This is a genomic window from Halolamina pelagica (assembly GCF_001307315.1).
GTDB lineage: Archaea > Halobacteriota > Halobacteria > Halobacteriales > Haloferacaceae > Halolamina > Halolamina pelagica_B.
This window is the reverse complement of record NZ_LGUC01000001.1, coordinates 1,830,223-1,853,074: the sequence shown is the minus strand read 5'-3', so window position 1 is coordinate 1,853,074 and position 22,852 is coordinate 1,830,223. Positions and strand designations below refer to the sequence as shown.

General features: G+C 68.0%; 16 protein-coding genes and 5 pseudogenes. 12 read left to right on the top strand and 9 right to left on the bottom strand.

The annotated features are described in order from the left end of the window. The first annotated feature begins 76 nt into the window (after window positions 1–76). Window positions 77–1,018, top strand: coding sequence for a PLP-dependent cysteine synthase family protein (locus SY89_RS09640; RefSeq protein ID WP_054584054.1), 942 nt, complete (start codon window positions 77–79; stop codon window positions 1,016–1,018). Here the strand turns inward: SY89_RS09640 and SY89_RS09635 are convergent, their stop codons facing one another. Together SY89_RS09635 and SY89_RS09630 are read right to left on the bottom strand one after the other, a co-directional pair. Further along, window positions 1,019–1,462 carry a DUF5804 family protein gene (locus tag SY89_RS09635; RefSeq protein ID WP_054584053.1) on the bottom strand — a complete coding sequence of 148 codons (444 nt, stop codon included), beginning with the start codon at window positions 1,460–1,462 and terminating at the stop codon, window positions 1,019–1,021. A gap of 49 nt (window positions 1,463–1,511) precedes the next feature. Further along, on the bottom strand, window positions 1,512–2,702 hold the full coding sequence (locus SY89_RS09630) for a tRNA sulfurtransferase (RefSeq protein WP_054584052.1): 1,191 nt from the start codon (window positions 2,700–2,702) through the stop codon (window positions 1,512–1,514). 80 nt (window positions 2,703–2,782) lie between these two features. On the opposite strand from SY89_RS09630, the gene SY89_RS17265 reads away from it, so the two are divergent. Continuing rightward, window positions 2,783–2,941, top strand: coding sequence for a hypothetical protein (locus SY89_RS17265; RefSeq protein ID WP_189319146.1), 159 nt, complete (start codon window positions 2,783–2,785; stop codon window positions 2,939–2,941). 11 nt (window positions 2,942–2,952) lie between these two features. Here the strand turns inward: SY89_RS17265 and SY89_RS09625 are convergent. The 3 genes and pseudogenes from SY89_RS09625 to cyaB form a co-directional block, all read right to left on the bottom strand. Then, window positions 2,953–4,024 (bottom strand): annotated as a pseudogene (locus SY89_RS09625) (CNNM domain-containing protein). Window positions 4,025–4,063: 39 nt separating this feature from the next. Further along, window positions 4,064–5,278 carry a methionine adenosyltransferase gene (locus SY89_RS09620; RefSeq protein ID WP_054584051.1) on the bottom strand — a complete coding sequence of 405 codons (1,215 nt, stop codon included), beginning with the start codon at window positions 5,276–5,278 and terminating at the stop codon, window positions 4,064–4,066. A gap of 59 nt (window positions 5,279–5,337) precedes the next feature. Then, window positions 5,338–5,900 (bottom strand): annotated as a pseudogene (gene cyaB, locus SY89_RS09615) (class IV adenylate cyclase). A gap of 140 nt (window positions 5,901–6,040) precedes the next feature. Here cyaB and SY89_RS09610 point away from each other — a divergent pair. The 7 genes and pseudogenes from SY89_RS09610 (at window position 6,041) to SY89_RS09585 (ending at window position 11,850) form a co-directional block, all read left to right on the top strand. Then, a complete protein-coding gene (locus SY89_RS09610; protein WP_054584050.1) occupies window positions 6,041–6,991 on the top strand; it encodes an FKBP-type peptidyl-prolyl cis-trans isomerase in 951 nt (316 codons plus the stop codon). Window positions 6,992–7,215: 224 nt separating this feature from the next. Beyond that, complete coding sequence (locus tag SY89_RS09605; protein WP_204374437.1) at window positions 7,216–8,217, top strand: HflX GTPase family protein; 1,002 nt, start codon at window positions 7,216–7,218, stop codon at window positions 8,215–8,217. A 2-nt stretch (window positions 8,218–8,219) separates the two neighbouring features. Beyond that, window positions 8,220–8,564 (top strand): Rab family GTPase, encoded by a 345-nt coding sequence (locus SY89_RS17665; protein ID WP_204374436.1) that lies wholly within the window; start codon window positions 8,220–8,222, stop codon window positions 8,562–8,564. Window positions 8,565–8,672: 108 nt separating this feature from the next. After that, the gene (locus SY89_RS09600) at window positions 8,673–9,464 is read left to right on the top strand and encodes a hypothetical protein (protein ID WP_054584049.1); all 792 of its coding nucleotides are present in this window, start codon (window positions 8,673–8,675) and stop codon (window positions 9,462–9,464) included. 146 nt (window positions 9,465–9,610) lie between these two features. Beyond that, window positions 9,611–10,700 (top strand): annotated as a pseudogene (gene hisC / locus SY89_RS09595) (histidinol-phosphate transaminase). Beyond that, the gene (locus tag SY89_RS09590) at window positions 10,697–11,236 is read left to right on the top strand and encodes an adenylate kinase family protein (RefSeq protein ID WP_054584048.1); all 540 of its coding nucleotides are present in this window, start codon (window positions 10,697–10,699) and stop codon (window positions 11,234–11,236) included. The pseudogene hisC and the gene SY89_RS09590 overlap by 4 nt, the downstream one beginning before the upstream one ends. Then, a complete protein-coding gene (locus tag SY89_RS09585) occupies window positions 11,233–11,850 on the top strand; it encodes a CDP-alcohol phosphatidyltransferase family protein (protein ID WP_054584047.1) in 618 nt (205 codons plus the stop codon). Before SY89_RS09590 ends, SY89_RS09585 begins: the two co-directional genes overlap by 4 nt. Before the next feature lie 72 nt (window positions 11,851–11,922). On the opposite strand, the gene SY89_RS09580 is transcribed toward SY89_RS09585, so the two are convergent. Then, window positions 11,923–12,732, bottom strand: a complete 810-nt coding sequence (locus SY89_RS09580; protein WP_054584046.1) for a nucleoside phosphorylase — start codon at window positions 12,730–12,732, stop codon at window positions 11,923–11,925. 91 nt (window positions 12,733–12,823) lie between these two features. Here SY89_RS09580 and SY89_RS09575 point away from each other — a divergent pair, with 91 nt between their 5' ends. Beyond that, the gene (locus SY89_RS09575) at window positions 12,824–13,279 is read left to right on the top strand and encodes a hypothetical protein (protein WP_054584045.1); all 456 of its coding nucleotides are present in this window, start codon (window positions 12,824–12,826) and stop codon (window positions 13,277–13,279) included. On the opposite strand, the gene SY89_RS09570 is transcribed toward SY89_RS09575, so the two are convergent. The 3 genes and pseudogenes from SY89_RS09570 to SY89_RS09560 all read right to left on the bottom strand — a co-directional run bounded on the left by SY89_RS09570 (window position 13,276) and on the right by SY89_RS09560 (window position 18,022). Beyond that, on the bottom strand, window positions 13,276–14,322 hold the full coding sequence (locus SY89_RS09570) for a serine hydrolase domain-containing protein (protein ID WP_144427181.1): 1,047 nt from the start codon (window positions 14,320–14,322) through the stop codon (window positions 13,276–13,278). The two genes, SY89_RS09575 and SY89_RS09570, sit on opposite strands and share 4 nt — an antisense overlap. 144 nt (window positions 14,323–14,466) lie before the next feature. Then, window positions 14,467–15,562, bottom strand: a pseudogene (locus SY89_RS09565) (DNA topoisomerase IV subunit A). Further along, window positions 15,559–18,022, bottom strand: a pseudogene (locus SY89_RS09560) (DNA topoisomerase VI subunit B). Before SY89_RS09560 ends, SY89_RS09565 begins: the two co-directional pseudogenes overlap by 4 nt. A 340-nt stretch (window positions 18,023–18,362) precedes the next feature. Here SY89_RS09560 and gyrB point away from each other — a divergent pair. Then, window positions 18,363–20,300, top strand: coding sequence for a DNA topoisomerase (ATP-hydrolyzing) subunit B (gene gyrB / locus SY89_RS09555; protein WP_054584044.1), 1,938 nt, complete (start codon window positions 18,363–18,365; stop codon window positions 20,298–20,300). Then, window positions 20,297–22,777, top strand: a complete 2,481-nt coding sequence (gene gyrA / locus SY89_RS09550) for a DNA gyrase subunit A (RefSeq protein WP_054584043.1) — start codon at window positions 20,297–20,299, stop codon at window positions 22,775–22,777. Before gyrB ends, gyrA begins: the two co-directional genes overlap by 4 nt. Window positions 22,778–22,852: the final 75 nt, after the last annotated feature.

Here is a 22,852-nt window from a genome sequence, read left to right as displayed (position 1 = left end):
TTACTAACGGCCGTTTCGGAACTGATGCGGCCGGTGTCGCTACCCATTTAGGTTCGACCCGGATACGCCGGGGTAGATGGACGCGAACGTGATCGAGAGCATCGGCTCGCCGCTCGTCGAAGTGGCGTCGCCGGCCGGCACCGTCGCCGCCAAACTGGAGTCGAAAAACCCCGGCGGCTCGGCGAAGGACCGTCCGGCGCTGTACATGATCCGGGCAGCCGAGGAGGCCGGCGAGCTCACCGACGGCGACGCGATCGTCGAACCCACTAGCGGCAACACCGGGATCGGGCTGTCGCTCATCGGCGCGGTGAAGGGGTACGACGTGCGCATCGTCATCCCCGGCTCCAAGTCGCCCGAGCGCCGGCGGCTCATGCGCGCCTACGGCGCCGACATCGAGGTCGTCGACGGCGACATCAGCGACGCCCGCGACCGCGCCGACGAACTGGAAGCGACCGGCGACTACGTGCAGGTCCGGCAGTTCGAGAACGGCGCCAACCCCCGCGCCCACTACGAGACGACCGGGCCGGAGATCCTCGACCAGGTCGACGACCGCGAGATCGACGCGTTCGTCGCCGGCGTCGGCACGGGTGGCACCTTGACGGGAACGAGTCGGCGCCTCCGCGAGGCGTTCCCGGACGTGGAAGTGGTCGCGGTCGAGCCCGCCGAGAACGCCGTGCTGTCGACCGGCGAATCCGGCGACGACGACTACCAGGGGATGGGCCCAGGGTTCGTCGCCCCGAACCTCGACGTGGAACTGGTCGACGCCGTCGAGGCGGTCGAGCTGGAGACGGCCGAACGGGAGTGCCGGTGTCTCGCTCGCGAGGAGGGAATCCTCGTGGGCCAGTCGAGCGGCGCCGCGAACGTCGCCGCGCGCCGAACCGCCGAACGACTCGCCGAGGAGGGCGTCCCGGACCCGCTGGTGGTGACGGTGTTCCCCGACAGCGGCGAGCGATACATGTCGACGGGACTGTTCGACGCCGTGGAGGGTGAGGAGTGCCCGTGGGAGTGTGACGAGTAGCTACTCGAACTCCGCTTCGGTGACCCGGACCACCAACAGTTCGTCGTACCCCTCGCGCTCGGGCGTCAAGTCGCCGTCCCGCTCGACGTAGGCCGGGTTCTCGGGGCGGCCGTCGTCGACGCCGTACAGTTTCACGAACTCGCCAGTGTCATCGGGCGCCACGTCGCCGTCCCGGACCGCAGTCGCCAGGTCGCGGGAGAGCCACTCCGTCTCCGAGACGGAGTCGGCCTGCACCAGCGCCGCGCTGGCAAAGCGCACGAGGTACCAGTTCAGGTCGTTCAACAGCGAGACCGCGGCGCCGATTGAGACGGTGTCGAGCGCGAGGCTGTTCACGTAGGGCTCCCGCAGATCGTACGTCGAGAGCGCCTCGCGGGCGGTCTCTCGGGAGAGCAGTTCGTACCGGAGGTCGCTCTCGGGGTCGCCCAACAGACAGACCTGCGCCATTGTCGGGCGGTCGCCGGCGCGAATGAAGTGGGTTGCGGTCCGCCGTCGTTCAGTTCCCGTCGACGACGTAGCGCTCCTCGGCCAGCGCCTCGGCACGGGCGAGCAGGTCGTCGGGTTCGGCCGCCTCGACGCTCTCGATCGTCGCGTTCGTCTCGGGGTACTCCGGCGCGACGCGCTCACAGCCGACGTTCATCGTCGCGTCGACGAACGTCCCGATCTCGCGGGCCTGTGCGACGATTTCGGGCTTGTCCCGCGTCAGGAGCGGGCGGTGAACCGGCAGCGACGCGGCGGCGTCGGTGACGCGGACGTTCGGCCCGGTCTGGGAGGACTTCTGGCCGATCGACTCGCCGGTCGCGACCGAGTGGGCGCCCACGTCGTCGGCGACCGCCTCAGCGACCCGGAGCATCGCGCGCCGGAGCGACAGCATCCGGGTCGGCCCGGTCGCGGCGACGAGGTCGTCGACGAGGCCGCCCGCGGGCACGACCCGCAGGCGCGCATCGACGTGCGGCGCCGAGCGCGCGACGGTGCCGGCGGTCTCGACCGCGCGGGCGAGATGGTCCGAGCCGCCGTAATCGCCGAGGTCGAGGTACACCGGGACGACCTCGAGGCCGCGCTTGAACAGCTCCCACGCCGCGACGGGGGAGTCGATCCCGCCGGAGAACAGCGCGACCGTCGTCCCCTGGGTACCGACCGGAAGGCCGCCCGGCCCGCCGTACTCGACGGCGGAGACGAACGCCTCGTCCTCGCGGATGTCGAGGCGGTAGGCGCGGTCCGGCGCGTCGAGGTCGACGGCGGCTCCGGTGGCGTCGCCGATCGCGGCGCCGACCTCGCTGGCGACCTCCTGACTCGTGAACGGGTGGATCTCCGGTTTCCCGGCGCGGTTCGCCCGGACCGCGAACGTGGCGCCCCCGGGATGGTCCGCGGCGAGCGCGACTGCCGCCTCCGCGAGCGCGTCAGCCGCGGGCGGGGTCGTGATCGCGGGTCGGGTGGAGACGACGCCGAACGCGTCGGCGGCGGCCCGCGCGGCGGCGTCGGCGTCGAACTCGCCGTCCGCGGCCGTCGCCGGCGGGCGGATCAACAGCCGCGACCAGTGTCGCTCGACTGCGCCGGGGATGCCGCGGTCGTCGAGGATCGCCCGCACGTTCTCCGCGAGGCGGTCGAGCATCTGCCCGCGGACCTTGTCGCTCTTGATACCTGCCTCGCCGTAGCGCACGACCGCGATATCCGGGGACTGCTGCACGGGCGAGCTACCCGGTGGGGGTGCATGGGTGTTTCCTTCCGAGCCGAAACGCTTACTCACGGTTCGGTTGATCCGGCCCCATGGCCCTCTCGACGGACACGATCCTCGTCGGTATCGCACTGATCGCGTACGACGCCGGCTTCAACAGGTGGGCGACCGCGTTCTCGGCCCTCGGCTTCGGGCTCGTCGCCGCCGGCTACGTCGGATCGCTGTACGGGACGCTCGGTAGCGGGGACTGAGCCAGTCTTCGTTACGCGACGTCGATCGGGTCCTCGATCTGGCCGGTGATCGACTCCAGCAGATCGGTCACGGTGACCATCCCGACCACCTCGCCGTCCTCCAGCACGAGCGCGAGTTCCTGCCGCTCAACCTGGAACTGGTCGATCGCGTCGCTGACGCTGGTGTCGTGGGACATCGTCATCGGCGGCGCCGAGAGGTTCGTGAAGTCCACGTCGCCCTCGGCGACGCTGTCGCGGTACCGGGCGAGCATCGGGAAGTAGACGATGCCGCGGAAGTCGTTGAGCCCCTCGCCGATCAGCGGGTAGCGGGTATGGGGATGCTCCTCCATCCGGCGGAAGTTCTCCTCGGTGTCGACCGCCGTCGAGAGCGCGACGATGTCGTCGGTGGGCACCATCACGTCGTGCACCTGCTGGTCGCCGATGGTGAGCGCGTTCAGCACCTCCTCGCGGCGTTCCTCGGACATCTCCCCTTTCGAGAGCACCGACCCCAGTCGCTTGTGGAGATCCGCGCGGGACTCGATGACGTCCTCCTCGGTCTCCAGCCACGCGCCGGTCATCTCGACGCCGAACAGGCCGAGCGTGGCCTTCGCGACCCAGTCGCCCAGCTTGATGATCGGGAGGATCAGGCGGTTACACCAGTACAGCGGCGTCGCGCCGTACCGACACACCATCCGCGAGCGCTCGACGCCGAGGTACGTCGGCGTCTGCTCGCCGTGGGTGAGGTGGACGAGGTTGATGATCAGGAACGCGAGCACCGCGCCGGCCCCCGCGCTGGCGAACATCGTCCCCTCGAACACCGGCTGGAACACCGGCTTGAAGATGGCCGCCAGCGCCGGTTCGGCGACGATCCCGACCGCGATGCTGGAGGCGGTGATCCCGACCTGGCAGGTAGTGAGGTAGAGTTCCAGGTCGTTGGTCATCTCCCAGGCGCGTTCGAGGGCTTTGTTCCCCCGTCCCGAGGAACTCCTCCTTCGAGAACTGGCGTGCCCGGGTGAGCGCGAACTCGATGGCGACGAAGAAACCGTTCGCGAGGATGAGGCCGACCCCCGCAAGGAGTCTGGCGGTCAGTTCGAACGTTTCCATGCCGATGGCTCTCGACCGCCCGGGATAAATGCGCGGTGGCTAGAACGTGGAGATATCTCCCTCGATCGCCTCGCGGGTGATGTCGGTGACGTTCGCCAGCTTCTCGTCGACGATCTCGCTCACGTCCTCCTCGATGTCGGCGACGTCGATGTCGTCCTCGACGACGATCTGGGCGTCGGCGACGTGGGGCTCGTCGATCGGGCGGCCGATCTGGGAGAGCAGGCGCATCTGGAGGTCCCGGATCCCGTCGACGTCCTCGACGACGGCCTCGGCGGTCGCCGTCGAGAGCAGGTTGTAGATCTTCCCGATGTGGTTGACGGGGTTCTTCCCCGAGGTCGCCTCCATGCTCATCGGTCGGTTCGGCGTGATGAGGCCGTTCGCACGGTTCCCGCGGCCCACGGAGCCGTCGTCACCCTGCTCGGCGGAGGTGCCGGTGACGGTGAGGTAGACCGAGCCCTCCTCGTAGTCGTCGGCGGTGTTGACCTCAACGCCGACCTCGCGGTCGGTGTACTCGTGGGCCAGTTCCTCGGCGTACGCACGCACGTCGGCGACGGCGCGCTTGTACGCGTCGAGGTCGTCGACGTAGGCGTCGACCATCGCCACCGCGACGGTCACGTCGATCCGGTCGCCCTCGCGCTTGCCCATCACCTTCACGTCCGGGCCGACCTCGGGGTTCTCGGCGGCGTACTCGCCGTTGAGGCCGTTCTCGATCTCCTTGACGATCGTTTCGGTCTCGGTCAGGGGCGCGTGGCCGACGCCGTAGGAGGTGTCGTTGGCCATCGGCACCTGCACCTCGTCCTCGCCGAACACGTCCTGGAGGTCACCGCTGCCCTCGCCGAGGCGCACGTCGATGACCACGTCGGTCCCGTACTCCAGTTCCGGGATGTTCTCCTCGAGGTACTCGCGGGCGGCCGCGAGCGCCGTCGAGTCCACGGGGAGTTCGAGGACCTCGCCCTCGTGTTCGTAGGTCTTCGTCGCACGGCCGACGAGGAGGATGTAGATCGGCTCGATCACTTCGCCGCCGCCGTACTTCGGCGCCGCCCGCCCCGCGGCGAGCTGCGTTTCGTCGGTGTTGTAGTGGAGCACCTTCCCCACGCGATCGAGATAGAGCTGGGAGAGCGCCCGCGAGACGCTCTCGGCGATCCCGTCGCAGATTGAGTCGGGGTGACCGAGCCCCTTTCGCTCGACGATTTCGACCTGCTGGTCCTCGACCGCCTGCCGGTCGAGTTCGGAGACCTGGATGTTCCGCGTCATTGCTGGCTGTTCCGCGGGGTACACTCTATAACCTTCGGAAACGATCTCGCCCGGGGAAATTACTCCTGGGTATCTTCGGCGAGCAACAGTCCGAGGTAGGAGGTCCGGATCTGCGCCGACGGATCGAGCCCGAGGCGGCGCAGGAGCGACTGTGCGCCGGAGCGGAGCTGTTCGATCTCCGACTCAGTCCCCGCCCGCTCGACCTCCACGAACGAGCCGACTTCGTCGACCTGATCCAGCGTGACCGTGTACTCGTCGAGCTCGAACCGCTCGCGCTCCTTGCTGACGGTCGCGGCGGGCTCGAACCCGAGCCCGTCGAGGATGCCCGCGGCGGCGTCGCCGTCGTCGACGGCGGTCTCGAACTCCTCGCGGGTCTTGGATGCCTGTTCGACGAGCGGGCCTTTGTACGTCATCTTTGTCGTTGTTTCGACGGGCTCGCCGTCATCGAGCGTGGTCTCTTCGCGCAGGCGCAGCGCCTCGTCGGTTTCGGCGAACTCGCGGTGGGGGCGTCGTAGTAGGTGTCGACCTGTCGGACGTGATCGACCGGGGTGGCACCCGCCCCCGACAGCGCCGAGCGCACGCGGGTGTGGTCGGCCTCGACTTTGAGCTCGACCTCGTACATGGCTCGATGGTCGGCGGGGGCGACGAAAAGGCTGGCCTCTCGTGGCGGCGTGTTGGCAGCCAGCGCCGGCAAACTACCCATTCGGCGGCGTCTGGGCCCGAAACGTTGACCTTAAGAGTGGAACACGAGACCGTAGAGGTATGAGCGAAAACGAGGCCGACGCCGAGGCCGACGCGGCGAACGAGGCCGAGGCAGAGACCGAATCCGGTATCCAGGACGGCGACTTCGTCCGTATCGACTACGACGTGCGCACCGTCAGCGACGACCGCGTGGTCGACACCACCCGCAAGGAGGTCGCCGAGGAGGCCGGCATCGACGACGACGAGTACGACTTCTCCCCGCGCATCATCGTCGTCGGCGAGGGCCACGTGTTCCCCGGCGTCGACGACGCGCTGCTCGGCGGCGAGGTCGGCGACGAGGGCACCGTCGAGATCGACGCCGAGGACGGCTTCGGCGAGTACGAGCAGGACCAGGTCCGCACCGTCAGCGCGAACAAGCTCGACGAGGAGGACCGCCGCCCCGGCGCTCAGGTCCAGATCGACGGCGAGCAGGGCTACGTCGAGACCGTGATCGGCGGGCGCGCCCGCGTCGACTTCAACCACCCGCTGGCGGGTGAGGATCTCGAGTACGAGTACGAGATCGTCGACGTGGTCGACGACGACGAGGAGAAGGCCGCCGGCCTGCTGGGGATGTACCTCCAGATGGAGCCGGAGCTCCGCATCGAGACCGAGACGGTCGAGGAGGAGGTCACCGTCGAGGACGACGAGGGCGAGGAGACCACCGAGACCGAAGAGGTCGAGCAGCGCTCCCTCTACATCGAGGCGACCCAGCAGATGCAGATGAACCAGCAGTGGATGTTCCAGAAGCAGCAGGTCGCGCAGGACCTGATGGACCGGCTGGGGCTCGACCGCGTGGTCGTCGAGGAGGTCTTCGACGGCAGCGCCGGCGGCATGATGGGCGGCATGGGCGGCATGATGGGCGGCATGGGCGGTGCCGAGGAGCTCGAAGAGGAGCTCGAGGACATCGAGGGTGACCTCGAAGACGCCGACGTCGACGCCGAGGAGATCGTCGACGAACTCGAAGACGAGTAAGGTTCCCACACCGACGGTAGCTTTTTGCGAGCGGCCACTGAAGCAGTTAATAGCCGATGGAGCTCGACTTCTACTGAGCCCGCGTCGCTCACACGACCACGCCGTGAGCGCCGGCGGGAGACCAACTGAGGCACCGTACCCAGACAGCCTCGGGTCTCCCGCTGCCGGCGGGGGCGACGCCGTTTGTGGTCCGGCATCGGTGGGGGACCCTCCCTTACCGAACGTTGCAAGACTCACCACACGCCGAGACGGACGCAGAGCGAACGAACAGCGCTGAGCACTCACGAACCGATATCGAGGACGCCGACCGGACGGCGATCGTCGTCGCCCGGGACCCCGAGGACCCGGACACGACCGAGATCGAGCGGCTCGCGGCCGCGGCGACGTACGCGGTCGTCGACGCGGTCACCCAGCGCCGTGAGGAGGACAGTCAGTACAACGTCGGCCGCGGCAAGGCCGAGGAGCTGGCGCGCCGGGTCGTCGAGACCGAGCCGGACGCGGTGCTGTTCGACGCCGAACTCACGCCCGGCCAGTACAGTTCCCTGACGGCGCTGCTCCCCGACGGGGTTCGGATCATCGACCGGCACCGGCTCGTCCTGGACATCTTCGAGGACGGCGCCGGCGACAAGGCCGCCCGCCTCCAGGTCGAACTGGCGAAACTCCGCTACGAGCGCCCGCGGGTCCGGGAGACCGAGGAGCGGACCCACATGCAGCGCGCGGCCGAGACCGGCTCCCAGCTGGTCGACATCGAGAAGCGGATCCGGACCGTCGAGCGCAAACTCGACGCGCTGGGCGACCGCGCGAGCGACCGACGCGCCGAGCGCCGGGCACAGGGGTTCGACCTCGTCGCCATCGCGGGCTACACGAACGCGGGCAAGTCCACCCTGCTGCACCGCCTGGCCGACGACCTCTCCATCGCGGGGCTGGCACCCGACCACGACGACATCGACGGCGTCGCCGAGGTCGCGGATCGCCTGTTCAAGACGCTCGAGACGACCACTCGACGAGCGACGATCGACGGCCGGCGGGTCCTGTTGACCGACACGGTTGGCCTCGTCGACGGGGTCCCGCACGACCTCGTCGCTTCGTTCAGCGCGACGCTCGACGCCGTCGCCGACAGCGACGCCGCGCTGTTGGTCGTCGACGCGAGCGACCCGGTCGCGGCGATGCGTAGCAAGCTCCGGGTATCGCTGGCCGAAATCGACGCCCCCGGGGTGAGCTACTGATCGTGCTCAACAAGGCTGACCTCGTGACTGACGAGGAGCTCACCGCTCGACGGCGCGCAGTCGAGGCGGTCGCCGGGGAGCAGGTGGCGGGGACCGTCGCCGTCAGCGCCCTCGAGGGGCGCGGCACCGAGCGCTTGGCCGACGCCGTCGTCGATGCCCTACCGAACGAGCGGGCGACGTTCGACCTGCCCAACACGGGCGCGACGCAGGCGTTCCTCGCGTGGGCTCACGACCACGGGCGCGTGAGTGCCGAGTACGCGGGCGAGCGCGTCAGCGTGCAGTTCTCCGCACGCCCGGCGGTCGTCGAGCGGGCGCGCTCCCGCGCGGCGGGGATCAGGACCGACTGATACTCTCCGCTGACTTTTTCTCACTCTACACCGACGGACCCTGTGTGTGCGGGAAAGGGGCGTGGGTGCCCGCTGGGGCAGCCCGCGACAACGCACGCGGTGCTAACCATGACTGACAACGGCGGCAACGACCGACGACGGGATATCGAGGGGCGAATCAACACGCTCGGCACGGGCAACGGCGTGAGCGGTCGCGAGAGCAGCCGCCGGCGCCGATCCGACGACGCCGACAACGCCAACGACGCCGACGAGATCGTCGCCGGCGCCTCGGTGACCGAGGACGAGGAGGCCGACGACGGGGCCGCCACCAGCGACGACCGCGGCGAGAACGGGGCGGACGCGGGCGACCCGAACGCCGATGCGGACGACGAGCGCTCGGACGCCGCGAGCGAGCACGACGCCGGTGCCGACGAGACAGACGAGGACGACGGCTCCTTCGAGACGCGTAAGCAGGACGTCGACGAGCGCTCGGCGCTCGAGATCGAGATGGACCAGTTCGTCCGCGCGTTCGCGGCGCGGCGTGCCGAACAGGTCGGGGAGGACAGCCTCGACGAGTACATCGTGGGCTCGGTGAAGGGGTACCTCGCGGGGCTGCTCGGCGGCGACGTGGAGTCGCCCGGTACGCTCAAGCGACGCGTCGAGGTCGACGCCGACGAGATCTTCGGCGGCCTACTCGACGCCGTCGCCGACGACGAGCAGGACCAGGGCGACGTGGTCGCCGCGGCGGTCGCACAGGCGTACGACGTGCCCGAGGAGGACACGTTGGTAGTCGCCGGCCTGCGTGACCACGAGGCGCTACTCAACGGCGTCGTGGCGAACAACTCCAACAGCCTCGGCGACGTGTCCGAGGTCGTGCAGGCCGCCGTCGAGACGCGGCTCATCGAGGAGCGGGCCGACTAGGCCCGACCTCATCGAAGACGAGGCGACTGCGAACGATCATTTTCCGACGCCTTCATCCGGCAGTCCGTCCGGAGCGACGACGAACGCGTCGAGCCGACTGACTGGAGGGCGGGAGCCTTATCCCCCATCACCGAGAACGTCGCGCTATGCAACCACGGGACCTCTCTGCCCACGTCGAGTACGTTCCAGGACGGGGGTCGAGGAGGTCGCTCGCGACCTCGGTCTCGACCCGGAGGCGCTGGTGAAACTCTCCTCGAACGAGAACCCACACGGCGCGAGCCCCGCGGCCGTCGACGCGGTTCGCGACGCTGCCGCGGAGATATCCGTCTACCCCAAGGCCGCCCACACCGACCTGACGGCCAAACTGGCCGAGAAGTGGGATCTCGGGACCGAACAGGTCTGGGTCAGCCCCGGCGCCGACGGCGCCATCGACTACCTCTCGCGGGCGATGCTCGATCCGGCCGATCCGGTGCTCGTGCCCGATCCCGGCTTTTCGTACTACGGGATGAGCGCGCGTTACCACCACGGCGACGTGCGGCGCTACGAGCTCTCGAAGGCCGACGACTTCGCGATGACCGCCGACACCGTCCTCGACGCGTACGACGGTGAACGGATCGTGTTCGTCACCTCGCCGCACAACCCGACGGGCGCGACGATGGCCCGGTCGGAGATCGAGTCGCTGCTTTCCGGCGTTGACGAGGGGACGCTCGTCGTCGTCGACGAAGCCTACGGCGAGTTCGCCGAGGAACCGTCCGCAGCGGCGCTCCTCGACGACTACGACAACCTCGCCGTCCTCCGCACGTTCTCGAAGGCGTACGGGCTCGCCGGCCTGCGGATCGGCTACGCGCTCGTGCCCGAGGCCTGGGCCGACGCGTACGCCAAAGTCTCGACTCCCTTTGCCGCCAGCGAGGCGGCACTCCGGGCGGCGATGGCCGCACTCGACGACGAGGCACACGTCGAGAAATCCGTCGAGAGCGCGGCGTGGGCTCGCGAGCACATTCACGAGCAGCTCGAGGCGCCGACGTTCGACAGCGAGGCGAACTTCGTGCTCTGTGCGGTCGGCGACGGGGCGCCGTCGCCGAGGCTGCCCAGCAGGAGGGCGTGATCGTCCGGGACTGCAGCTCGTTCGGCCTGCCGGGCTGTATCCGGATCTCCTGTGGCACCGAAGCCGAGACGCGTCGCGCCGTCGAGACGCTGAACGACGTGTTGGCGGAGCTGGAGGCGGCCGAAGTATGACGGACGCCGACGAGGCGCTCGCGTTCGACCGCGTCGCGCTGACTGGGACGCCGGGGACGGGCAAGACCACCGTCGCCGAGCAGGTGGGCGACCGCCTCGGGATCCCCGTCCACCACCTGAATGATCTGATCCGCGAGGAGGGGCTCCACGAGGGCGAGGACGAGCAGCGCGGCTCGCTGGTCGCTGACTTCGACGCGATCGAGGCGTACCTCGGCGACTGGTCCGGGCTGCTCGACTCCCACCTCGCCCACCACTTCGAGGCCGACGCCGCGGTGGTTCTGCGCTGTCACCCCGACGAGCTGGAGGCGCGACTGCGGGACCGCGACGAACCGGAAGCCAAGATCGCCGAGAACGCCGAGAGCGAGGCGCTGGATATCGTGCTCAGCGAAGCGGTCCGGGCGTACGGCGACGGAAACGTCTACGAGATCGACACCACCGACCGGCCGGTCGAGGCGGTGGTCGACGACGTGCTCGCCGTCCTCCGGGGCGAGCGCGAGCCGTCGGCCGGCACGGTCGACTTCACGGGGGCGCTGTGACGCTCGATCAGTACCGCGATATCGCGGATCGCATGCTCGTCCCGTTCGTCGACGCCGCGAAGGCGCTGGGGCTCACGCCGGACGGCGTGAGCGTGATCGCCTTCGGCTTCGCCGGCGCGGCCGGGGGCGCGTTCGCCCTCGCGGGCGGGCAGGGGCCGGTGTGGCTCTACCTCGCGGCGAGTCTGTTCGTGTTCGCGAACGGCTGGTTGGACCTGGTCGACGGCGCGCTCGCTCGGCAGCTCGGCACCGACTCGAAAGGCGGCGACCTGCTGGATCACGTGCTCGATCGGTACGCGGACGTGCTCATCATCGCCGGCCTGGCCGCCGGCGCCGACGCCTATGCGCTCGGCCTGCTCGCGGTCACAGGGGTGTTACTCACCTCCTACCTCGGCACGCAGATTCAGGCCGTGGGGCTGGGTCGTGAGTACGGCGGCCTGCTCGGGCGCGCGGACCGACTCGCGCTCGTCGGCGTCGTCGGCGTCGTCGCCTTCGTCGTCCCCGGCAGCATCGTCGCCGGGTTCGGCGCCGTCGAACTCCTGTTGGTCCTGTTCGCGGTCGTCGGCCACGTGACCGCGCTGCAGCGGTTCTGGGGCGCGTGGTCGGATCTCTCCTGATCTCACGAAACACGTCACCAGCTCCGGAACGAGTCGGCAGTCCCACGGAGATCGACGCCGTCGATCGTGCGCCTACTCCAGGCTCAGGCCGGCGTGCCAGCGGTCCGCACCGGCTTCCGCCTTGACCTCGTCCATCTTCGCGAGCAGTTTCACCGCCAGGCTCGCCGTCTCGGCGGCGACGGACTCGCCCTCGGTCATAAACTCCCCCGTGGTGCGGTTCGCGAACACCGAGCAGACGGCGCCGGCCCGCAGGCCGTAGATGTTCGCCAGGGTGCAGATCGCGGCGGTCTCCATCTCGATGTTCATCACGTTCGCGTTCTTGAGGTCCTCGACGAGCGTCTCGCTGCCGGCGGCCTCGAACCCCTCGAACCCCTCGCGGCCCTGGCCGGCGTAGAACGAATCCGCCGACATCGTCAGGCCGACGTGGTAGTCGTGGCCGAGTCGCTCGGCGGCGGCGACGAGCGCGGAGACGACCTCCTCGTCGGCGACGGCGGGGTAGTCCTCGCGGACGTACTCCTTGCTCGTTCCCTCCTGGCGGACGGCGCCGCGGGTGATCACGAGATCGCCGACGTCCATCTCGGGCTGGATGGCGCCACAGGAGCCGACGCGGATGAACGTGTCCGCGCCGACGCGGGCGAGCTCCTCGACGGCGATCGCCGCCGAGGGCGAGCCGATGCCGGTGGACGTGACGGAGATGTCGGCGCCGTCGTACGTGCCCGTCGCAGTACGGTACTCGCGGTGGTACGCGACCTCCTCGTGGTCGTCCCAGAGTGGCGTGATCTTGTCCAGGCGCTCGGGGTCGCCGGGGAGGAGGACGCTGTCGGCGACGTCGCCGGGCTCGAGTTCGACGTGATACTGCATCTCGTCGGAGGCGTCGGACATACCTCCGTGGTTCCGGGCAACCGGGCGTAAGGCTGTCGTGTTTCGACGAGCCGAAGCTATTTCTTCTCGCCGGATTTCCGGTGGGAACGAAATGTCCTCTGTGCTCTGGCAGGTCCCGGACCGGTCCGACCTCCGAATTCACGCGGCCCTCTACGCCCTCCTCTTCGTCGCCCTGTACCTCCCGCCGTCGGTGCGTCCGGGCGGAACTGGTCCGATGGGGAAGCTAAAGCTCGCGTTGACCCTGATCGCGATATTCGGATCGCCCGCAGTGGTTGGCTACCGGCGACACTCACCGCTGGTCGCGTTCGCGCTTTCGTATCTGTTCGTCATGACTGGACGGATTATCACGGGGATGTGGCGCGCCGTGGCGATGGGAGCTAGCAGTCAGCGATCACTGCTCGACCGGTTCGTCGACGACCTCCTGTACGACGTTCCCGAACTCGCCGTCCCGATCGCTATCACCGGCTACGTGGGCGGCCTAGCCGCGGCTACTGTCGCACGGGCGGAATGGGGGCCGTCACTCTCGGCTGATCGAATACGCTCTTAGACCCCAGCCAACAGCTTCTCGAGGAAGCGGTCCTGGTTGACCTGATCCTCCCGTTCGTCGCGATCGTCCGCCAGATCGAGCCAGCGCAGCACGACCACCAGTTCGTGCTCGGGGTCGACCCAGACGACGTTCTGCCCGTGGCCGAGGAAGGCGTAGGCCGACTCCGGCGCCGAGGGCCAGAGGGTGTTGTCGGTGTTGAGCCAGAACAGGTAGCCGTAGTTCTCGTACACGTCACAGGGCTCGGTCGCCTTCTCCACCCACGCCTCACTCAGCAGGCGTTTGCCGTCCCACTCGCCGTCGTTGAGCATCAGGTGACCGGCGCGAGCGAGATCCTTCGTCGACGACCAGAAGCCGCCGCCCCAGTGGCCGCCGCCGGAGACTGACTCCATCGTCCGCCCCTCGACGTCGACCTTCGAGTTGTAGTAGCCGTGCCACTCCCAGGTTCGGGAGGCGCCGATGGGGTCCATCACCTCGTGGGCGAGCACCCGCGGGAGGGGTTTGGCGTGCAAGCGCAGCAGCGAGAGCGCGAGCCGGTTGATCCGCACGTCGTTGTACTCCCAGAACGTGCCGGGCTCCTCCAGCTCCCGAGGTTGCTCTTTGCCCGGCCCGTCGGTTTTCCCCACGCCGCGGTTGCGGTCGATGCTGTCCGGGCGATCGAACAGTTCGCCCTCCCACTCGGAGGTCTGCTGAAACAGCTGTTCCCACGTTATCTGGCGGTTGTGTTCGCTGTTGAAACCGCCATCCGCTATATCTTCTGCGACCCGATCGGCCAGTTCGAACCGACCCTGGTCCCACGCGACGCCGCCGGCGATGCTCAGGAACGATTTCGCACACGAGAAGCAGTGATCGACGCGCTCGGTGTCGCCCCACTCGGCGACGACCTGGCCCCGCTTGAGGATCATACCCGCGGGACCGCCGCGGCGGTCCGGAACCGGCCCGAGGAAGTCGCCCAACTCGCCCTCCGTCTCGTCGAACGGCTCGAGGTCGGGCATGTGGTACTCGACAGTCTCGTCGGGGGTGCCGTGCGTGAGGTGGAAGTTCACGGCGTCCTCGACGGCCTGGGGATCGATATCGACCTGTTCGGGGGAACCCGGTCGAAGCCGCCCGCGTCGTGGGGGTCAGGGAACTGCATACCCCAGCTTGTGGGGTGGCGGGAAAAGCGGAAACGTACCGGGGAGAACCGCCGGCTACAGGACGCCCATCGTCTCCAGTCGCTCGGGCAGGTACGTGTCGGTTACGAAGTCCAGCCCGCGCGAGGCCAGCGCCTGCTGTTCGGCCTTCTTGCCGATGTCCAACTGGAGTTCGATCTGCTCCTCCCAGAACTCCGTCTGGAAGCGCGGGTCCTCGAGTTCCGACTCCAGGGCGTTCACGTCGGAGTCCGACAGCGGATCCGTCGGCAGGTCGTAGTCGACGATGTCCTGGGGCGGATCCCCACGTACTCCGCCTCCGGCGTCGCGAGGTACTCCGAGAGGTGTGCGGACTTGATCGAGCCGTACGCCACCGAGCCGTAGATCCGGTAGGACCAGGGGTCGCCGTCCGTGAACACCATCACGGGCAGATCGAGTTCGTCGCGGAGCCGCTTCGTGATGCGGCGGGTCGCCCGGGCCGGCTGGCCCTTCAGGTGGACGATCAGGCAGTTGTACTCGTCGTCGAACCCGTTCTCGATCAGGCGGTCACGCATCCCACCCGTCTCGACACAGAGCACGAAGTCGATATCGTGATCCAGGAACTCGATCGTGTCCGGGTTGTTGGGGATCTGGTACCCCCCTCGCCAACGTCGAGCTGACAGTGGATCTCGCGTTCGCCGCGGCGGGTCTGCTCGCGGAGTTCGAGCGGCCCCATCAGGGTCGCCCCCGACTCCTCCGGGCGCATGTGGAAGTCCTCGCGGGTGACGCCCGTGACGATCTCCAAGTCCTCGACGAGGTTGTTCGACTCGTCCTGGCCGTTGAACTGGGCCTCCTCGTTGTCCCAGGACTCGGAGAGGTAGTACAGTTCTCGCAGGGTCGAGGAGCGGTCCTCGTCCAACTGGTTCGCGAGGAACTCGATCGTGTAGGCGGCTTTGAGGAGCTTCCGCGCGCCGCTGACGGAGTTTGCCGAGCGCGTCGACGTGCGGTCGCCGTACACCCAGACGCTCTTCTCGGGGTCGTACTCGATGTTGCTTTTCGTCCGGGTGGGCAGTTCCATCCGGGGGATCTCGCCGGCCGCGAACTGGTCGTAGAACTCCGCGGCCAGATCGATCAGCTGTTCCCGTGCCTCCGCGTCGGTGGTGTCTTTGCTGCTCATGCGTTCACCGTGAGTTTCTCGTCGTCGACGCCGTCGACGGTCGCGTCGGCGTCGGCGTCAGTCGGCAGGCTGTACTCGAGTTCGACCGTCTCGCCCGAACTCACCTCGGGGTTCCAGTTGAGGAACCACTCGCCGTCCATCTCGATCGGGTCGACGGCATCGGGCAGTCCGTCCGGCTCGGCGGAGACGATCTCGGTGATCTCCAGGCTCTCGTTCCGGTCGGAGTGGTTCGCGACTTTCAGCGTCACCGTCTCGCCGTCGCGCTCGCGATCGACGCCGACGTTGTTCATGATCCGGGCCATCGCCCCTCGATGTCGGGGTGATCCCGGCCCGTGACTTGGGCGACCTTGTCGGCCATCTGCGGGAGGATGCGCCCGAGCACGTCCTGTTTCTCCCGGCGCTTGGCCATCGATCGGCGCTTGTTGAGGTAGGACTTGAGGTCGCGGGCGGCCTCGCGGATCGCGAGTTCGATCTCGTCTTCGATCGCCGGCACCGACGCCAGCGCGTCCTTCGACTCGCTGGTGAAGGGGACGTTCGTCGAGGCGACGTGGATCGAGATGACCGCCGGGCCGCTGGGCATCCCCGAGCCCCCGGGCTGATCGAGCCCGTAGTTCCGCCAGCCGATGCGTTTCACGACGTTGGTCGTCGCGCACGCGCCGCGTTGGTACACCAGCGGCACCCGGTTGGCGAAGCGTAGCAGTTCGACGCTCCCGTCGGCGGGGATGTCGCCGCCGTAGGCGATGCCGGCCTCGACGACGAACGGGTCGCCGCCGTGAACTTCGGCGTCCCGCGTCGAGGCGGCGTAGAAGTCGGCGTCGTACTCCTTGCGGAGGCCGGCCTCGACCAGTTCGGCCGTGATCGGCGCGAGACAGTCCGTCGGCGGGGAGAGGATGTCGGTCTCCCGCATCGCCTCGAGCAGTTCGGAGGCGGTGTCCCGGTCGCCGGCGATCTCGGCCACGTTCGGCGGATCGGCCGACACCGTCACCATCCGCGACCAGAGCGCCTCGACGACGTTCTCGCGGGCGGTGTCGCCGAACGTCTCGTCGTCGTACTCCTCGGTGGTGTCGGCGGCCTCGTGGACGAGCGTCTTCAGATCGTCGAGCGGGAGTCGCATCCGGTTGGGGCCGTCGTCGCCGAGCGCGACGAACCGTTCAGCCAGCCGTTCGGCGAGGCCGTGGACCGCGGCGTCGTCCTTCCGCGTCGAGGTGGCGTCGTCGACGAGTTCGTACAGCGTGGGGGTGAGGCGGTCGAGATCGGCGTCCTCGCCGTTCTCGTCGACGCCCTTCTGGCCGAACGAAGTCAGTTCTGCCCACGCCGCTTCCACTGCGTTCTCCCGGACCGTCGCCCCGAACGTCTTGCCCGTGTCAGTGCCCACTTCCTCGGCGACGGTGGCGACGATATCCACGAGCTGGGAGTAGCTCGTCCGTTCGCGTTCGGTCAGGCTGTTGGCGACGCGCTCGGCGAACGTGTCGGTCGCGTCGGCGCCCTTGTTCGAAACCGCCTCCCGGAGTGCGTTCTTGATGTCGGCAGCTACGTCGGCGGCGGGCGCGCCGTTGCGGGCGGGCCAGCCGAGCTCCCGACCGAAGTGGCGATCGCGGAAGTTGTCGACGACGCTGTCGGCGGTCTTCTTCCCGACACGGGTGAACTCCCCCTGCATGAACCCGGAGACCGAGTAGGAGTCGGTCCCGTCGAGCATCTTGATCAGCGTCCCGAGTTCGACGCCGTGGGGGTGGGGGCGGATCTCCTCGGTTTCGGCTGGTAGCTGGTCGGTCGCGCGTTCGAACTTCAGCGGCTCGTCGAGCCCCGGCTCCCGGAGCTCGATTCGGGCGTGGGGGTTGACGACCGCGGTGTGTTTGATGTAGTCGTGGAGTTGGCTTCGGGCCCGCATGTTAGCCTCCATCTCCAACTCGATGCGAGTGCCGTGACTGCGGTCCCAGGAGGTGGTCTCCGCGGTCCCGATTTCGGGCTCGTTGGTGTCCGTGTCGATGATGAGTTCGAAGTACTCCGCCTCGGCACTGCCCTCGGTTCTGGAGGTGATCTTCGCGGGCTTGCCGGAGGTGAGCTGTGAGTAGAGCACGGCCGCCGAGATCCCGATCCCCTGCTGGCCTCGGCTCTGCTCGCGCTTGTGGAACCGTGAGCCGTACAGGAGCTTCCCGAACACTTTGGGGAGCTGCTCTTTGGTGATTCCCGGTCCGTTGTCCTCGACGACGAGCCGGTAGTAGTCGCCGACTTCCCGGATCTCGACGTAGATGTCCGGTCGGATGCCGGCCTCCTCGGTCGCGTCGAGGGCGTTGTCGACGGCCTCCTTCACCGCCGTCACCAGGCCCGGGCGCCCGAGTCGAACCCGAGCATGTGTTTGTTCTTTTCGAAGAACTCGGCGATGGAGATCTCGCGCTGCCCCTCGGCCAGCTCCTCGGCCGTGGTGGCGCCCTCGCCGAGTGTCGTCTGCTGCGAGGTCATTCTGTAGGTGGCCTACCCGGCCGTCACGTAAAGTCCCTTTCGTAGCTCGGTGAAACTGAAACTCCACGCTGGCGACCGGTTCACCCGGGGTTGCGGCCGCGTCGCCGACGCCGCCTCGCGGCGGTGACGGCGTCGACGGACCGGTCGCGAGTCTCGCGCGCGCCCCGATTTGCCCCGGTCTCGGGCGTGAACAGACACCCCAAAACTTCCTTTTCGACAGCGCCGAAACGATTTGGGAATCTCTAACTTCCCGTATGCAGTAGGCCATTTTTTCTTCGCGCGCGGGCCCGCGCGTGCGGGCCCTTTATCCGGCGGGACCGCCTCTCACGTAGTACGCGCTATGTCAGAAGAGAACGCCGACTACGGCGCGGGCCAGATCCAGGTCCTGGAGGGTCTCCAGGCCGTTCGGAAACGCCCGGCCATGTACATCGGGTCCACCGACGACCGTGGGCTCCACCATCTCGTCTACGAGGTCGTCGACAACGCCATCGACGAGGCGTTGGCGGGTTACTGCGACCACATCGAGGTGAGTATCCACGACGACGGCTCCGTCTCGGTCGCCGACGACGGCCGGGGGATCCCTGTCGACACCCACGAGGAGTACGACCGCCCCGCACTGGAGGTCATCATGACCGTCCTCCACGCCGGCGGGAAGTTCGACAACAAGTCCTACCAGGTCTCCGGTGGCCTCCACGGCGTCGGTGTGAGCGTGGTGAACGCGCTCGCGTCGCGTCTGACCGCCGAGGTCAAACGCGACGGCGCCGTCTGGCGCCACGAGTTCGAACGCGGCGAGCCGCAGGGCGACATCGACCGCGTCCGGGACCTCGAGGACGACGAGGAGACCGGGACCACGATCCGGTTCTGGCCCGACGAGGAGATCTTCGAGACGACGGACTTCGAGTTCACCACGCTCGAGAGCCGGCTCCGCGAACTCGCCTTCCTCAACAGCGGTGTCCGCATCCAGCTCACCGACGACCGCCCCGAGGCGGCCGAGGACGGCGAGGCCCGCTCGGAGACGTTCCGCTACGAGGGCGGGATTCGGGCGTTCGTCCGCTTCCTCAACGAAACCAAGACCCCGATCCACGAGGACGTGGTGTACTTCGAGGACGAGGAGGAGGGGATCCAGGTCGAGGTGGCGATGCAGGCCACCGACGAGCTCCAGGGCTCGGTCCACAGTTTCGCGAACAACATCAACACCCGCGAGGGCGGGACCCACCTGACCGGGTTCAAGACGGCGCTCACCCGCGTCGTCAACGACTACGCCAACGAGGAGGGGCTCATCGGCGACGTCGACGGCAACCTCAAGGGCGAGGACGTCCGCGAGGGGCTGACCGCCGTCGTCTCGGTGAAACACCCCGACCCGCAGTTCGAGGGCCAGACCAAGACCAAACTCGGCAACAGCGAGGTCCGGGGCATCGTCGAGAGCACGGTTCACGAGGGGCTGGGCACGTATCTCGAGGAGAACCCCGACACCGCCCAGAAGATCGTGGCCAAGGCGGCCGAAGCCGCGAAGGCCCGCCAGGCCGCGAAGAAGGCCGAAGAGCTGACTCGCCGGAAGTCGGCGCTGGAGTCGACGGCGCTGCCCGGCAAGCTCTCGGACTGTCAGAGCCGCGACCCGGAGGACGCCGAACTGTTCGTCGTGGAGGGTGACTCCGCGGGGGGCAGCGCCAAACAGGCCCGGGACGCCGCGTTCCAGGCCGTGCTGCCCATCAAGGGGAAGATCCTCAACGTCGAGAAACACCGGCTCGATCGCGTGCTGGAGAACGACGAGATCCGGGCGCTGATCACCGCCATCGGGACGGGCATCGGCGACGAGTTCGACATCGAGGACGCCCGGTACCAGAAGATCATCATGGCGACCGACGCCGACGTGGACGGCGCCCACATCCGGACGCTCCTGCTGACGTTCCTCTACCGACACATGAAGCCGCTGCTGGAGGCGGGCTACGTGTACGCGACGAAACCCCCGCTGTACCGGATCCGCTACCGGGGCGACACGTACGACGTGATGACCGAAGAAGAGCGCGACCAGGTGGTCGAAGAGGTCTGTGACGGCAACCCGACGCAGGTCCAGCGGTTCAAGGGCCTGGGTGAGATGAACCCCGAACAGCTCTGGGAGACGACGATGAACCCGGAGAACCGGGTGCTCAAGCAGATCACGCTCGACGACGCCGCCGCCGCCGACAAGATGTTCTCGGTGCTGATGGGCGACGCCGTCGACCCGCGGAAGCAGTTCATCAAAGACCACGCCGAGGACGCCGAGTGGGTGGATATATGAGTACGGACACGCCTGACGACGACGACGTTGCCGAACGCATCGAACACGTCCGCGTCGAGGACGAGATGGAGCAGAGCTACATCGACTACGCGATGTCGGTCATCGCGGGTCGAGCCCTGCCGGACGTTCGGGACGGGCTGAAGCCGGTCCACCGCCGGATCCTCTATGCGATGCACGAGGACGGCATCACCTCCGGCTCCGGCCACCGGAAGTCCTCCTCCATCGTCGGAACCACGATGGGGGACTACCACCCCCACGGCGACAGCGCCATCTACGACGCGCTGGCCCGGATGGCCCAGGACTTCTCCATGCGGGAGCCGCTGGTCGACGGCCAGGGGAACTTCGGCTCCATCGACGGCGACCCGCCGGCGGCGATGCGCTACACGGAGGCGCGCATGTCGCCGATCGCCGAGGAGCTGCTCGACGACATCGAGAAGGACACCGTCGACTTCGCGAGTAACTACGACGACCGGCTGCAGGAGCCGGAAGTGCTGCCGTCGGCGTTCCCGAACCTGCTGGTCAACGGGAGCTCGGGCATCGCCGTCGGGATGTCGACGAACGTCCCGCCGCACAACCTCGGCGAGGTCGTCGACGCGACGATCGAGCTGATCGAGAACCCCGACGCCACCGTCGAGGACCTCATGGAGCACGTCAAGGGGCCGGACTTCCCGACCGGCGCGAACATCGTCGGGCGGAACGGCGTCCACCAGGCGTACAAGACGGGTCGCGGGCGGCTCCGCCTGCGTGCCAAGTTCGAAACCGACGAGGAGGCGGGCCGGATCGTCGTCACCGAACTCCCCTACCAGGCCAACAAGGCCCGGATCATCGAGCGCATCGCCGACGACGTGAACGAGGGCGAGATCGAGGGGATTCGCGACCTGCGCGACGAGTCCGACCGCGACGGCATCCGCATCGTGATCGAACTCAAGCGGGACGCGATGGTCGACGTGGTGAAAAACCAGCTGCTCGAGTCCCACCTCGAGACCACGTTCGGCGTCATCAACCTCGCGCTCGTCGACGGCCAGCCGCGGGTGCTGGACCTCAAAGAGACGCTCCAGGAGTACATCGAGCACCGCCGCGAAGTCGTTCGCCGGCGCAGCAAGTACGATCTGGGGGAGGCCGAGGACCGTGCCCACATCCTCGAAGGCCGGCTGAAGGCGCTCGACAACGTCGAAGACGTGGTCGAGGCGATCCGGAACAGCGACGACCGCGACGCAGCCCGGGCGATGCTCCAGGAGGAGTGGGCGTTCAGCGAGGAGCAGGCCGCCCACGTCGTGCGAATGCAGCTCGGGTCGCTCACCTCGATGGAGCGGGCGTCGATCGAGGAGGAGTACGAGGACGTGCAGGCGACGATCGACCGCCTCGAGACGATCCTCGGCAGCGCCGAGGAGCTCGATCAGGTCATCGTCGACGAGCTCGAAGCGGTCGCCGAGCAGTACGGCGACGAGCGCCGGACCGGCTTCATCGAGGACACCGGCTCGGTCACCCACGAGGACCTGATTCCCGAGTCCGAGCAGGTGGTCGTGATGACCGAGGACGACTACATCAAGCGGATGGAGCTCTCGGAGTTCCGCGCCCAGAACCGCGGCGGGAAAGGGATTATCGGCACCGGGCTCAAGGAGGGCGACGCCGTCGCCTCCGTGTTCGTGGCCAACAGCCACGACTACCTGCTCTGTTTCACCAACCACGGGCAGGTGTACAAGCTGAAGACGTACGAGGTGCCGGAGATGTCCCGGACGGCCCGCGGGAAGTCCGCCGTGAACCTGCTCGACCTCGACGACGACGAGCAGATCGAGTCCGTCGTCAACACCGCCGACATCGAGCACGACGGCGAGGCAGAGGAACAGCAGTTCCTCACCATGGTCACCCGTGGGGGCTACATCAAACGCAGCGGCGTCTCGGAGTTCCAGAACATCCTCTCGACGGGGATCCGTGCGATCAGCCTCGAAGACGGCGACCGGCTCGCCGACGTGGAGGTCACCGACGGCGCCCAGGACGTGGTGATCGCCACCCGGAACGGGATGTCGATCCGGTTCGACGAGACCGAGGCCCGCGCGATGGGCCGGACCGCACGCGGCGTCCGCGGGGTCGACCTCGAGGGCGACGACGAGGTGGCCGCGGTCGCGGGCATCGACGAGTCCCGGAACTCGTGGCTGCTGACCGTGACCGAGAACGGCTACGGGAAGCGCTCTGACCTCGACGCCTACCGCGTCCAGTCCCGCAACGGGAAGGGGCTGATCGACATCAAGACCAACGAGCGAAACGGCGGCGTGACCGCGCTCGACGCGGTCGGGCCGGGCGACCACCTCGTGACGATGAGCGAGCAGGGCCAGATCATGCGCTGTCCGGTCGAGGACCTCTCGATCGTCGGCCGGAACACGATGGGCGTGACGGTGATGGATCTCGAGGCCGGCGACCGCGTCGCCGCTGTCGACGTCGTCGACGCCGAGCGGATCGAGAGCGACGACGAGGAGTAAGCAGTTCGCGGTTTCTTCCGATTTTTGACGGTCGACAGCGTCTGGGTAGCTCGAGAATTCTAAACATTCCAAAAT

Bases quoted from the DNA above. Each gene is read 5' to 3' on its own strand.
- SY89_RS09640 (WP_054584054.1), top strand. From the start codon at position 77: ATGGACGCGAACGTGATCGAGAGCATCGGCTCGCCGCTCGTCGAAGTG.
- SY89_RS09635 (WP_054584053.1), bottom strand. From the start codon at position 1,462: ATGGCGCAGGTCTGTCTGTTGGGCGACCCCGAGAGCGACCTCCGGTAC.
- SY89_RS17265 (WP_189319146.1), top strand. From the start codon at position 2,783: ATGGCCCTCTCGACGGACACGATCCTCGTCGGTATCGCACTGATCGCG.
- SY89_RS09620 (WP_054584051.1), bottom strand. From the start codon at position 5,278: ATGACGCGGAACATCCAGGTCTCCGAACTCGACCGGCAGGCGGTCGAG.
- SY89_RS09610 (WP_054584050.1), top strand. From the start codon at position 6,041: ATGAGCGAAAACGAGGCCGACGCCGAGGCCGACGCGGCGAACGAGGCC.
- SY89_RS09600 (WP_054584049.1), top strand. From the start codon at position 8,673: ATGACTGACAACGGCGGCAACGACCGACGACGGGATATCGAGGGGCGA.
- SY89_RS09590 (WP_054584048.1), top strand. From the start codon at position 10,697: ATGACGGACGCCGACGAGGCGCTCGCGTTCGACCGCGTCGCGCTGACT.
- SY89_RS09580 (WP_054584046.1), bottom strand. From the start codon at position 12,732: ATGTCCGACGCCTCCGACGAGATGCAGTATCACGTCGAACTCGAGCCC.
- SY89_RS09575 (WP_054584045.1), top strand. From the start codon at position 12,824: ATGTCCTCTGTGCTCTGGCAGGTCCCGGACCGGTCCGACCTCCGAATT.
- gyrB (WP_054584044.1), top strand. From the start codon at position 18,363: ATGTCAGAAGAGAACGCCGACTACGGCGCGGGCCAGATCCAGGTCCTG.
- gyrA (WP_054584043.1), top strand. From the start codon at position 20,297: ATGAGTACGGACACGCCTGACGACGACGACGTTGCCGAACGCATCGAA.